15 protein-coding genes are annotated in these 11,672 nt (G+C 73.1%); 6 read left to right on the forward strand and 9 right to left on the reverse strand.

Features of this window, described 5'->3' with window-relative positions; all coding sequences use genetic code 11:
- Positions 1–105 precede the first annotated feature (105 nt).
- The 4 genes from B6R96_RS09755 to B6R96_RS09765 all read left to right on the forward strand — a co-directional run bounded on the left by B6R96_RS09755 (position 106) and on the right by B6R96_RS09765 (position 2,857).
- A complete protein-coding gene (locus B6R96_RS09755) occupies positions 106–1,728 on the forward strand; it encodes an FAD-dependent monooxygenase (protein WP_081522275.1) in 1,623 nt (540 codons plus the stop codon).
- A gap of 32 nt (positions 1,729–1,760) precedes the next feature.
- Positions 1,761–1,847: a putative leader peptide gene (locus B6R96_RS38775; RefSeq protein WP_311318651.1), complete on the forward strand. Its 87-nt coding sequence runs from the start codon at positions 1,761–1,763 to the stop codon at positions 1,845–1,847.
- A 78-nt stretch (positions 1,848–1,925) separates the two neighbouring features.
- The gene (locus tag B6R96_RS09760; protein WP_030389385.1) at positions 1,926–2,471 is read left to right on the forward strand and encodes a cysteine dioxygenase; all 546 of its coding nucleotides are present in this window, start codon (positions 1,926–1,928) and stop codon (positions 2,469–2,471) included.
- A complete protein-coding gene (locus B6R96_RS09765) occupies positions 2,468–2,857 on the forward strand; it encodes a rhodanese-like domain-containing protein (RefSeq protein WP_237291392.1) in 390 nt (129 codons plus the stop codon). The genes B6R96_RS09760 and B6R96_RS09765 overlap by 4 nt, the downstream gene beginning before the upstream one ends.
- 315 nt (positions 2,858–3,172) lie before the next feature.
- On the opposite strand, the gene recX is transcribed toward B6R96_RS09765, so the two are convergent.
- The 5 genes from recX to B6R96_RS09790 all read right to left on the reverse strand — a co-directional run bounded on the left by recX (position 3,173) and on the right by B6R96_RS09790 (position 7,173).
- Positions 3,173–3,739, reverse strand: coding sequence for a recombination regulator RecX (recX, locus tag B6R96_RS09770; RefSeq protein ID WP_051779724.1), 567 nt, complete (start codon positions 3,737–3,739; stop codon positions 3,173–3,175).
- A 3-nt stretch (positions 3,740–3,742) separates the two neighbouring features.
- The gene (gene recA / locus B6R96_RS09775; protein WP_052871778.1) at positions 3,743–4,855 is read right to left on the reverse strand and encodes a recombinase RecA; all 1,113 of its coding nucleotides are present in this window, start codon (positions 4,853–4,855) and stop codon (positions 3,743–3,745) included.
- Positions 4,856–4,957: 102 nt separating this feature from the next.
- Positions 4,958–5,899, reverse strand: coding sequence for an SMI1/KNR4 family protein (locus B6R96_RS09780; protein WP_081522276.1), 942 nt, complete (start codon positions 5,897–5,899; stop codon positions 4,958–4,960).
- A 92-nt stretch (positions 5,900–5,991) separates the two neighbouring features.
- On the reverse strand, positions 5,992–6,447 hold the full coding sequence (locus B6R96_RS09785; protein ID WP_053703770.1) for a hypothetical protein: 456 nt from the start codon (positions 6,445–6,447) through the stop codon (positions 5,992–5,994).
- Positions 6,448–6,552: 105 nt separating this feature from the next.
- Entirely contained in the window at positions 6,553–7,173 is a 621-nt protein-coding gene (locus tag B6R96_RS09790) for a class I SAM-dependent methyltransferase (protein WP_081522277.1), read from the reverse strand.
- Positions 7,174–7,377: 204 nt separating this feature from the next.
- Between B6R96_RS09790 and B6R96_RS09795 the strand changes: the two genes are divergently transcribed.
- Positions 7,378–8,133, forward strand: a complete 756-nt coding sequence (locus tag B6R96_RS09795) for a Clp protease N-terminal domain-containing protein (protein WP_030389378.1) — start codon at positions 7,378–7,380, stop codon at positions 8,131–8,133.
- Here B6R96_RS09795 and B6R96_RS09800 read toward each other — a convergent pair.
- Positions 8,087–9,292, reverse strand: a complete 1,206-nt coding sequence (locus B6R96_RS09800) for an AI-2E family transporter (protein ID WP_237291649.1) — start codon at positions 9,290–9,292, stop codon at positions 8,087–8,089. The two genes, B6R96_RS09795 and B6R96_RS09800, sit on opposite strands and share 47 nt — an antisense overlap.
- A 110-nt stretch (positions 9,293–9,402) precedes the next feature.
- Positions 9,403–9,597, reverse strand: coding sequence for a DUF3046 domain-containing protein (locus tag B6R96_RS09805; RefSeq protein WP_081522279.1), 195 nt, complete (start codon positions 9,595–9,597; stop codon positions 9,403–9,405).
- Positions 9,598–9,678: 81 nt separating this feature from the next.
- On the opposite strand from B6R96_RS09805, the gene B6R96_RS09810 reads away from it, so the two are divergent.
- On the forward strand, positions 9,679–10,668 hold the full coding sequence (locus B6R96_RS09810; protein ID WP_081522280.1) for a hypothetical protein: 990 nt from the start codon (positions 9,679–9,681) through the stop codon (positions 10,666–10,668).
- Here B6R96_RS09810 and B6R96_RS09815 read toward each other — a convergent pair.
- Both B6R96_RS09815 and B6R96_RS09820 read right to left on the reverse strand, forming a co-directional pair.
- Entirely contained in the window at positions 10,637–10,945 is a 309-nt protein-coding gene (locus B6R96_RS09815) for an AzlD domain-containing protein (protein ID WP_030389375.1), read from the reverse strand. The genes B6R96_RS09810 and B6R96_RS09815 overlap by 32 nt on opposite strands.
- A complete protein-coding gene (locus B6R96_RS09820; RefSeq protein WP_384681249.1) occupies positions 10,942–11,640 on the reverse strand; it encodes an AzlC family ABC transporter permease in 699 nt (232 codons plus the stop codon). The genes B6R96_RS09815 and B6R96_RS09820 overlap by 4 nt, the downstream gene beginning before the upstream one ends.
- Between the last annotated feature and the right edge of the window lie 32 nt (positions 11,641–11,672).

The following is an 11,672-nucleotide window of genomic DNA, read 5'->3' on the forward strand; positions in this document are numbered from 1 at the left end:
CCGCCGCACCACGCTGCGTTGCGCCCTCGGGTGTCACTTGACGCAGACACCTCCAATGGGTTGCATACGTTCTGTGATCACATACCGGACATCGGGAGCCGCGCCATGGACCCGGTGATCGTCGTCGGCGCGGGGCCCGTCGGACTGTCCCTGGCGCTCGCCCTGGCGGGCGCGGGCGTGCCCTCCGTCGTGCTCGACGAAGGGCCCGGCAAGGAGGAGGTCCGCCCGGCCCGCACGGTCGTCCTGCACGCCGACACGGCGGCCATGGCCCACCGGCTCGGCTGTACGACGCTGCGCGACGAGGGGGCGTACTTCGCCGCCTGGCGCACCATGCGCCGGCGCCAGGACGACCGGCGGATCACCTTCGAGGACCACCCCGCCCCGCTGCACGTACCCCAGCACGCCCTGACGCGCGGACTGCGCGCCGCCGCCGTGGCCCACCCCCTCGTCCAGCTGGTCACCGACAGCAGGCTCGACGCCGTGGAGCAGGACGACCGGGGCGTCACCGCGCACACCCTGGGCGCCGAAACCACGTGGTGGCGCGGCAGTTACCTGGTCGGCTGCGACGGCGCCCGCTCCACCGTCCGCAAACTGCTCGGCATCCGCTTCCCCGGCCGCACCGCCGTGGAACGGCACGCCGTGGCCGCGCTGCGCACCGAACTGCCCTGGCCCGGCGAGGCCCTGCTGCACCGCAGCCCGCCGCAGGAGGTCACCTCCCGGCCGCTGCCCGACGGGGTGTGGCGGCTGGACTGGCTGCTCCCGGCCCGCGGGGAGCTCGTGACGCCCGACGCGCTCGTGACCCTGATCCGCGACACCCTCGCGGTGTGGTGCGGTGGCACGACACCCCCGTACGACCTGATCGACACCGGGGTCCACACCCTGCACCACCGCCTCGCCCGGCGCTGGCGCGACGGTCGCGCGTTCCTGGCCGGTGACGCCGCGCACCTGCTGGGCGCGCTCGGCACCCAGGGCGTCGAGGAAGGGCTCCGGGACGCCGAGAACCTCGCGTGGAAGCTCTCTCTGGCCTGGCACCAGGGGGCCTCCGAGGCCCTGCTCGACAGCTACGAGGGCGAGCGGCGCACGGCAGTCGCCTCCCGGCTGCGCGCGGCCGACCAGGCGATGCCGACGCTGCGGGCGGGCGGCGGGCTGCGCAGCTACCTCCCGGGGGCCGCGCGTTCCGCCGAGTCCCTCCTCACCGACGGCCACCTGGGGCGGGGGCCGCTGGGCGCGGAGCCCGCGTACGCCCCGCCGGTCGCCGTGCGCGAGGTCCCGACGGCCACCGAACCGGGTGGTCCGGTGGCGAACGTCCCGGTGACCGCCCCGGACGGGGCCACCGTGCCCCTGCGGGACCTGCTGGGGCAGGGCCGGCTGCTGGTGGTCCTGGTCGCTCCCGGCACCGGGGTGTGGGACCGGCGCCACTGGCTCGGCGCCGGGCTGATGCCCCGCCTCGCCGCAGCGGTGAGCGCGCTCCCGGTCCGCACCGACCTGCTCGTCGCGGACAGCTACCCGGGCGCCCCGGCGCACACCGTGCTGCTCGTGCGGCCGGACGGACATCTGGCGGCGACCTTCGCGGGGGTCAGCCCGGCGGAGCTGTACGAAGCGGCGGACACCGTACGGGCGGGCGCGCCGGCGTCGCGGCTGCCGGCGCCCTCCACGCCGTCACCGGCGAACCCGAACGTGTCGACGAACACGTCGACGACCGCGACACCGATCGTGGTGATCGATTGACCGTCTCCGGGACTCCGTGGTTCACTCGCGGAATGACCGGCAACGACGTACGCCTGTGGCGGAGGGTCCATATGGACCTGCTCCGCTACGCGGGCTGCGTGTGTCGCCCTTCCTGCTGATTCGCCCTTTCCTCCGCGCGCCCCGTGCCGTCCACCGGCCTGCGCGCACCTCCGCGAACCCAGGAACGGTCTCCCTTCATGTCTGCACCCGTATCCGCACCCGCGCACGCCCCCGAGCATGTGCCCGCCGGGGGCCCCACGGCCGCCGAACTCCTCGACTTCGCCCTCCGCACGGCCGCCGACCCCGCGGTCGTGGCCTCGCTGCCGCTCGACCCCGAGGGCCGCACCTGGATCCGGCTGGAGGGGCCGGGCGGCAGTGAGGCGTGGCTGATCGGCTGGCCGCCGGGCACCGGCACCGGCTGGCACGACCACGCCGAATCGCGGGGCGCGTTCGCCACCGCCCGCGGCCGGCTCACCGAGCACTCGCTGACCGTGCGCCTGCCCTCGGAGGGCTGGAAGTCCCTGGAACTGGCCCCGGACGTCGACCGCCACCGCACGCTGACCGCGGGCTCGGGGCGGGCCTTCCGGGAACACCACGTGCACGAGGTCCTCAACGCCTCGCAGACCGAGCACGCCGTCTCCGTGCACGCCTACTACCCCCCGCTCCCGCTGATCCGCCGCTACAGCCGCAGCGGCCCGGTGCTCAGCCTGGAGCACGTCGAGCGTCCGGCGGACTGGCAGTGAGCGCCCCGATCGGCATCGACGAACTGCTGGAGCGGGTCCGCGCGGGCTACGCGCGACTGGACGCGCAGGAGGCGTACGCGGCCTCCCGCGCCGGGGCCCTCCTGGTGGACATCCGGTACCAGGCCCTGCGCGAGCGGGACGGGTTGATCCCGGGCGCGCTGGTGATCGAGCGCAACGAGCTGGAGTGGCGGCTGGACCCGCGGGGCAGCCACCGTGTCCCCGAGGCCACGGACCACGACCTCCAGGTGGTGGTGATCTGCAACGAGGGCTACGCCTCCAGCCTCGCCGCGGCCTCGCTCCACGCCCTGGGCCTCCACCGCGCCACGGACCTGACCGGAGGCTTCCAGTCCTGGAAGTCCGCCGGCCTCCCGGTCACACCCGCCTGACACGCGGGCCCGGTCCCCTTCAGCCCCTCCGGCTTTTGAGGCGCGGCAACGGCGCCGCACACGCGGGACTTCGGGGGTCGCGGCGGCGAGCCGCCGTTGGGCCTCGGCGTCGCAGAGGAAGAGCGCGCTCCGGTGGGCGAGGTCGCCCCGGTACGTCCTGGGTTCGGCGGTGGGGCCGGCCTTGCGGTTCCTGACGGCCTGAAGGGCTTGGCGCGGCATCATGCGAGCACCTCTGCCGCCGCACACGGCGCCGCCTGGCATTGGCGTGCCCCGGTGTCCGGTCCCGGGGGCGCCCGCCACCCCGGGGCCGCCGGCTCACTCCCCCGGGTACCCGAGGTCGTCGGCGTCCTCGCCCTCCGTCTCCAGCGCCCGGCGCACCACCCGCAGGGCCATGCCCTCCGGGTATCCCTTGCGGGCGAGCATTCCGGCGAGGCGCCGGATCCGCTTGTCCCGCTCCAGGCCGCGGGTGGAGCGGAGCTTGCGCTCCACGAGCTCCCGGGCGGTCTGCTCCTCCTGATCGGAGTCCAACAGCTCCAGGGCCTCCTCCACGAGGGTGGCGTGCACCCCCTTGGTCCGGAGCTCCTGGGCCAGCGCCCGACGGGCCAGGCCCCGGCCGCGGTGCCGGGACTCGACCCAGGCTCCGGCGAAGGCCGCGTCGTCGATCAGGCCCACCTCCTCGTACCGGGAGAGGACCTGCTGCGACACCTCCTCGGGGATGCCCCGCTTGTGCAGGGCGTCCGCGAGCTGGCGCCGGGTGCGCGGGCTCCCGGTGAGCAGGCGCAGACAGATCGCCCGCGCCTGCTCCTCGGGGCTCTGGGGCGGCAGCTCCGTACGGCCCTCACGGCCGCCTCGGCGCTCGCCGCCCCCTTCCTGCTCCCGCACGGGTCAGCTCTTGGCCACGGCGGCCTTGGCCGTCGTCTTGGCCTTCGTTGCCGGGGCGGGCACGGCGGTGGCCGCGGCGTCGGTCGCGTCGGCACCGGCCTCGGCGGTGGCGGCGTCCTTGCGGACCCCCACGCCCAGCTTCTCCTTGATCTTCCGCTCGATCTCGTTGGCGAGGTCGGGGTTGTCCTTCAGGAAGTTGCGGGCGTTCTCCTTGCCCTGGCCGAGCTGGTCGCCCTCGTACGTGTACCAGGCACCGGCCTTGCGCACGAAGCCGTGCTCCACACCCATGTCGATCAGGCCGCCCTCGCGGCTGATGCCCTGGCCGTAGAGGATGTCGAACTCGGCCTGCTTGAACGGCGGCGCGACCTTGTTCTTGACGACCTTGACGCGGGTGCGGTTGCCGACCGCGTCCGTGCCGTCCTTGAGGGTCTCGATGCGGCGGATGTCGAGGCGCACGGAGGCGTAGAACTTCAGCGCGCGACCACCGGTGGTGGTCTCCGGCGAGCCGAACATCACACCGATCTTCTCGCGGAGCTGGTTGATGAAGATCGCGGTGGTCTTGGACTGGTTGAGCGCACCGGTGATCTTCCGGAGGGCCTGGCTCATCAGGCGGGCCTGGAGACCCACGTGCGAGTCACCCATCTCGCCCTCGATCTCCGCGCGCGGCACGAGCGCCGCCACGGAGTCGATGACGATCAGGTCGAGGGCGCCGGAGCGGACGAGCATGTCCACGATCTCCAGCGCCTGCTCGCCGGTGTCCGGCTGGGACAGGATGAGGTTGTCGGTGTCGACGCCGAGGGCCTTGGCGTACTCGGGGTCGAGCGCGTGCTCGGCGTCCACGAAGGCGACGGTGCCGCCGGCCTTCTGTGCGTTGGCCACGGCGTGCAGGGTCAGGGTCGTCTTACCGGAGGACTCCGGGCCGTACACCTCGATCACACGGCCGCGGGGCAGCCCGCCGACGCCGAGCGCGATGTCCAGCGCGGTCGACCCGGTGGGGATGACCTCGATGGGGTCGTTCGGCTTGTCGCCGAGGCGCATGACCGCACCCTTGCCGAATTGCCGTTCAATCTGTGCGAGCGCGGCGTCGAGAGCCTTCTCGCGGTCGGTGCCTGCCATGGGTTCCACCCGGTTTGCTTGAGTCGATCGCTTCACGCCACTGACGCTAATGCCTGCCACTGACAATGCGCCTCCACGAGCGCTTCGGCTGTGGATAACTCATCAGAATGGATGTTCGATTTCCCTGTCAAGCGCACCACGCCCACCACCGGACGCCCACCCTCCCGCTTCCGCCGGCGGGAGCTGGTCGTCCTCGTCCGTCAGCGTGTCCCAGGTCGGCAAGGTGGTCCCCTCCGCGGTCGTGATCCGGAGCACCTCGCACCCCATGAGCCCGACGGCGGTCAGGAGGCGTCGGCGGGCGTCCTCCGCGTCCTCGGGCGGGAAACCTATCCGGATCCGGTGAGGGCGGGACACGTCGTAGGTGAGCAGCCAGTCGGTGTCGAGCGTCGCGAAGTGGTCCTGCCCCTCGTCGTCGCCCGACCGCCACCCACCGCGGTCGGCGGTGGGAGCCAGCGCCGTGCGCAGGATCTCCAGGCGTTCGGGGTGGGCGAGGGGGCCCTCCGACAGGATCAGGCACCGGTCGACGCGGGTCCGGAAGGTGTTGAACCAGGGCGCCAGGTCCGGCTCCATGGTGCCGAGCAGCGCGGACTCGAGGCGGCCGCCGGTCCAGCCCTCGATGAACCCGGCCGCGCCCGTACGGCGCGTCTCGTAGCGGCCCTCGCTGCTCCACACCACTACGGGCCAGTCCTCGGGCTTCCCCTCGGTGAGCCAGCACAGCCGGTCGGCGTCCATGGTGGTGCCCCAGATCAGCAGTCCGCCCGGGGTGGGGTGCAGCGGATACGGGTACTCCTCCCTGTCCGGATCGGGCAAGTCCGGCGGGTAGGTGCGCTGCCACTCGATGCCGTTGTACTCGCTGGTGCCGAAGGGGGTGCGGAGGGAGAGGAAATCGCAGAACTCCCCCCATCCGTAGGTGGCCACCAGCCACTTGTGGTCGCCGGGCAGTCGTACCCCGACCGCGGTCTCGGCGGCGTCCCAATCACCGTGGGCGTCGACGGGTACGGCCGGCGGCGCCACCGGCCGCGCCGGCGTCGGGTACCCGGTCACGGCTGGTCACGCCGTACGAGCGCTTCCGCGAAGGGCTGCTTGTACGAGGCGGGGCAGGGCAGGCAGACGTGGGAGGACCTCCGGCCGCTGCGTCACTTGTGCGCCAGGGCCGCCTTGAGGAGCGTGACGGTGCTCACCAGTTTGGGGAGGCCTTCCGTCTGGACCGTCCTGATGCCCCGGGAGACCTGGCTCGCTTCGTTCTTCGCGGCGCCGTCCGCGCACTCGGCCGCTCCCCGCCTGAATCCGCCGAGGGCCTCCTTCCAGTACCGCTGGACGGCCTCGTCCGGGATCGGGTCGAGTTTCTCGGCCTTGGCGGTCCGGGCCAACAGGTCCTGGCAGGCGGGCCCTTGGACGTCGATCGTCCGCATGCTCACCTCGTTCACCCGGCCGGCGTCATCGGTCAGCTTGCGTATCTGCGACTCGCCGCCGGAGCGGTACCAGTCCTCCAGTTGCTCGGCCGGAGTCGAGGAGCAGCCGCCGAGCAGCACGGCGGCGGACGCGAGGGCCGTGACGGAGACGGTGACACGGGTCAGTACGGGGACACGCACACGTAATGGCATGGAACCTGGAACCCCCCTGGATCGGTCCGACCGATGCTGCCAGCGACCGTCCGGGCCCGTGCCCCTCGTGATGGTTTCGTGACGGGCCGTCCGTCAGCGGGAGACCGCCGTCCCGAGGGAGTCGGCGCACAGGACCTTCGGCCCCGCGTCGTAGAAGACGTCGAGGGAGGTGATCGTGAACCCCTCCGCGGTCAGCAGGTCCGGGGCCGACCTGGTGAGGTGGCAGCCGCCCAGGAGCTTCATGTTCAGCGGTTCGAGCCGTCGCTGGCGGCGGCGCACGCGCCAGTCCCCTTCCGGGGCGAGACCGTGTTCGAGGAAGTGCAGGGGCGCGCCGGGCTTGAGTACGCGCCGCAGCTCGCGCAGGGCGGCCACGGCGTCCGGGATGGTGCACAGCGTCCAGGTCGACAGCGCGGAGTCGAAACGGGCGTCCTCGAAGGGCAGCGACTGGCCGTCCAGGCCGGCCCGCCGCACGGGTACGCGCGAGTCCCGTACGCGCTCCCCGGCCAGCCGCCATGCGACGTCGGAGGGCTCGACCGCCGACACCGCGGTGACGCCGGGCGGGTAGAAGGGGACGTTGTGCCCGGCGCCGAAGCCGATCTCGACGACCTCGCCCACCAGCCCGCGGCAGACCCGGCGGCGCAGCGGCCGGGCCGTCTTGGCTCCGCAGGCGGCCCAGAGGATGCGCGGTACGACCTGATCGGCATAGAACCCCATGACGGCCTCCGCGTCTCGCTGCTCCCCCTGGGCCCAGCATGGCACCGCGGCCCGCCGCACCACCGCCCCCACGCCGCCCCACGCCGTGCCCCACTCCGTCCCCGACGCACCGCCCCGCACCGCCCGCACGCCGCCGCGGGGACACCCCACCGAGTGACAACCCAGGGTTGACACCCTTCGAGGTGTCAACCTACGGTTGCACCTATGACGAACCCTTCAGTGGAACCCGTTCGCATGACCAATCCGGTACGCCTCGACGACCTCATCGAGGCCATCAAGAAGGTCCACACCGACACCCTGGAGCAGCTCAGCGACGCCGTCGTCGCCGCCGAGCACCTCGGTGACGTGGCCGACCACCTCATCGGGCACTTCGTCGACCAGGCCCGCCGCTCCGGGGCCTCCTGGACCGACATCGGCCGCAGCATGGGCGTCACCCGCCAGGCCGCCCAGAAGCGCTTCGTCCCCAAGGCCGACAAGGAGGGCGACGGCGGCATGGACCCCCAGGCGGGCTTCGGCCGGTTCACCCCCCGCGCCCGCAACATCGTCATGGCCGCGCAGAACGAGGCCCGCGCCGCCGGCAACGCCGAGATCCGCACCGAGCACCTCGTCCTGGGCCTCCTCGCCGAACCGGAGGGCCTCGCCGGGTACGCCCTGCGCGCCCAGGGGGTGGCCGCGGACGACGTACGCAGCGCCGCGACCGCCGCGCTGCCCCCGGCCCGGCCGGAGGTCCCCGAGCTCATCCCCTTCGACGCCTCCGCGAAGAAGGCCCTGGAGCTCACCTTCCGCGAGGCCCTGCGGCTGGGCCACGACTTCGTCGGCACGGAGCACATCCTGCTCGCGCTCCTGGAGCTGGAGAACGGCGAGGGCCCGCTGAGCGGCCTCGGCCTGGACAAGGCCGCCGTCGAGACGACCGTCAGCGAAGCCTTGGCAGTCGTACGCGTCGCCGGGGACGGGAAGTAGAGGAATCCGCGTCCCGGGTCAGCTCGTAGCGCTTGACGTACGCGCCGAGGAAGGACTGCAGGGTGGCGACGGCCGGGATCGCGATGAGCGCCCCGACCGCACCCAGCAGGGCGGTGCCCGCGACGACCGATCCGAAGGCCACCGCCGGATGGATGTCCACGGTCCTCGAGGTCAGCTTCGGCTGGAGGACGTAGTTCTCGAACTGCTGGTAGACCACCACGAAGCCCAGTACGTACAGCGCGTACCAGGGATCCACGGTGAAGGCGAGCAGGACCGGCAGCGCGCCCGCGAGATAGGTGCCGATGGTGGGGACGAACTGCGAGACCAGCCCCACCCACACGGCGAGCGCGGGCGCGTACGGCACCCCGAGGACCGCCAGCAAAATGTAGGTCGCGACACCTGAGATCAGCGCCATCAGCCCGCGCGAGTAGAGGTACCCGCCCGTCTTGGCGACGGCGATCTCCCAGGCGCGCAGCACCTCGGCCTGCTTCGCGGGCGGCAGTACGGAGCACAGCGCGCGCCGCAGCCGCGGTCCGTCGGCGGCGAAGTAGAAGGAGAACAGCCCGATCGTCAGCAGCTTGAAGAGTCCGCCGAGCACCGTGGCGGAGACGTCGAGCACGCCGGACGCGCTGTTCTGCACGTACTTGCGCAGCCAGTCGGAGCGCAGCACGCTCTCCTGTATCTCCAGCCGGGACAGTTCGGTGTGGAAGGTGGAGTTGATCGCCTTGATCACCGAGTCGAGATAGCCGGGGAAGCCTTCCACCATGGCGACGATCTGCCCGGCGAGCAGTGAGCCGAGCAGCGCGAGGAAGCCGGCGGTCACGACGAACACCGCGAGGAACATCACGAAGGTGGCGAGCCCGCGGCGCATGCCGCCGGCCGCCATCCTGGCCACCGCCGGTTCGATCGCGAGCGCGAGGAAGAACGCGATCAGGATGTTGACGAGGAGGCCTATCAGCTGGTGGAAGGCCCAGCTGCCGAGCTGGAAACAGGCCACGAGGGCCAGTACGAGGATCACGGCGCGCGGCAGCCAGCGCGGCATCCGCGCGTCCTCCGCGGCGGGGGCCGCCCCGGACGGCGGCGGAGCCGGCGGCGCGGGCGGACCCGGCGAGCTCGGCGGACCCGGCGGACTCGGCGTTTCCGGCTCCTCCGCCTGCACCGGCGGTGTCACTCCTCGCGCCTCGGCGGGCTGATCGGTCGTCTCTTCGCTGGCTGCCACGGCGCCAAGTCTGTCCCACCCGGGCCCGCCACCGCGAAACAGCGCGCTGGTCAGCGCAGCGAAGCCGGTACGTCCATCGCCGAACACACCGCGCGCCACACGTCCTTGGTCTCCCAGCCCGCGTCCAGCGCCTGGTGGACGGTGCGCCCGCCCAGCTCCGTCATGACGTGGTCCCGCGCGAAGGAGTCCGCATAGCCCTCGCCGAAGTGCTCCGCCACCCGTTCCCAGAAAATCGTCAACCGCATGCCCCCAGTATCCCGCCCCGGGAGAGTGCACCGCCCGCGTTCGGCCCTCCCCCGCGCACCGCCGCGTCCTACGTTGCAGGCATGCCCGGAGACGAAGCTTCCCCGCACCCCCCACAGACCCCGGCGGCCCCACTGGCGCGCGCCGAGGGCTTCATCTGGCTCACGGCCCGCGTGCTGGAGCAGCGGCGGTTTGCGTTCCACTTCCTCGGCGGGGACGCCGACCCGGTGGACACGGCCCTCGGCTCGTACCTCAACGGAGACGGAGGCTACGGTCACGCACTCGATCCGGATCTGCGCGGTCCGCTCAGCCAGCCCCTGCACACCGCCCACGCGCTGCGCGTGCTCGACAGCCTGGGCCGCTGCTCCGGGCAGCGCATCGAGCGGCTCTGCCGCCACCTGACCGGGGTCTCCACCGCTGACGGCGCGCTTCCGGTGGTCTTCCCGGCGCCCCGCGACTACCCCGCGGCCCCCTACCACCCGATGCACGACGACCCGCCGGGCGAGCTCCTGACCACCGGCCCGGTGGTCGGCGTACTGCACCGCAACCGGGTCTGGCACGCCTGGCTCTTCCGGGCCACGGACTTCTGCTGGGACCGGATCGAGAACCTGCGCCACTCGCACCCGTACGAGGTCCAGAGCGCGGTGGCCTTCCTCGACGGCATCCCGGACCGGGCGCGCGCGGCGGCGGCCGCCGACCGGCTGGGCCGGCTGGTGCGCGAACAGCGGCTCGTCGTGCTCGATCCCGGGCGGCGCGGGGAGTACCCGGCCCTGCCCGGCTACGCGCCGGACGAGCAGCTGTTCCCGCACGACTACGCGCGGCGGCCCGAATCCCTGGCCCGCGGCTGGTTCACCGACGAGGAGCTGGGCCGCTCGCTGGACTTCCTGGCCGCAGAGCAGCAGCCCGACGGCGGCTGGCCGGTGCGGCGCCGGGACTGGGCCCCGGGCAGCACGCTGGAACGGCGGCCGATCGCCACCCTGGAGGCCCTGCTGACCCTGCGGGCGTACGGGCGCCTGCCGGAGGGGCACCCGCCGGACGGGGTCAGCCGCCCAGGGCCCGTACCCCCGCGGTGACCACGACGGCGGCCGCGACCACGATCAGGAAGGGGGCGCGCAGCAGCAGAGCCAGCCCGGCGGCGGCGAGCCCCGCGGCGCGAGCGTCGACGACGAGGGCGGACCCGGTGCTGAAGGTCTGCTGGGCGGTGAGCGCGGCGAGCAGCGCGACCGGCAGCAGGGCGGCCAGACGGCGCACGAGCGGCCGCTCCAGGGCCCCGGCGGGGACGAGCAGGCCGGCGAGCTTGACGGCGTAGCAACCGACGACCGTGATGGCGATGGCGATCCAGACGTTCACGAGCGGCGTCCCTTCATCCACAGCACCACGGGGGCGGCCAGGGCGGCGATCAGCACGGGCACGCCGGCGGGCAGCACCGGCAGGAAGCCGAGCCCGAGGACCAGCGCGAGGGCGGCGACGGCCCGCTCGGTGGAGGTCTTCAGCATCGGCGCCAGCAGCGCCAGGAACACGGCCGGGCCGGCGGCGTCCAGCCCCCACGCCCTGGTGTCCCCGATGGCCTCGGCGCCGAGCGCGCCGAGGAGGGTGGTGAGGTTCCACAGCGCGTAGAGGGTGAGCCCGGTGACGGTGAAGCCGAGCCGGGCCGACTTCCGGTCGGGCTGGGCCAGCGCGACGGCGGTGGTCTCGTCGATCACCCAGTGCGCGGCGAGGGGGCGTACCGCGCGGGGCAGCTTGAGCAGCTGGGACAGCCGCAGCCCGTAGAAGGCGTTGCGGGTGCCGAGGAAGAAGGCCCCGGCGGCGGCGGTGAACGGGTTGCCGCCCGCCGCCAGCGCTCCGACCAGGGCGAACTGCGAGGCCCCGGTGAAGACGAGCAGGCTCAGCACGCAGGCCTGGAGGGTGCTGATGCCGGCCCCGGCGGCGGTCACCCCGAATGCGAACCCGGACAGCCCGACGGCCACCCCTACCCCGAGCGCGTCCCGCACGACGGCGGCCCGCGGCCGGCCCTCGGCGACCCCCTCGGGGGTCTCCTGTATCACTGCTTGATGTTCTCCCACGCCCCGAAAGTACG

The sequence above is a fragment of the Streptomyces sp. Sge12 genome, from assembly GCF_002080455.1.
In the GTDB taxonomy this organism is placed as follows: domain Bacteria; phylum Actinomycetota; class Actinomycetes; order Streptomycetales; family Streptomycetaceae; genus Streptomyces.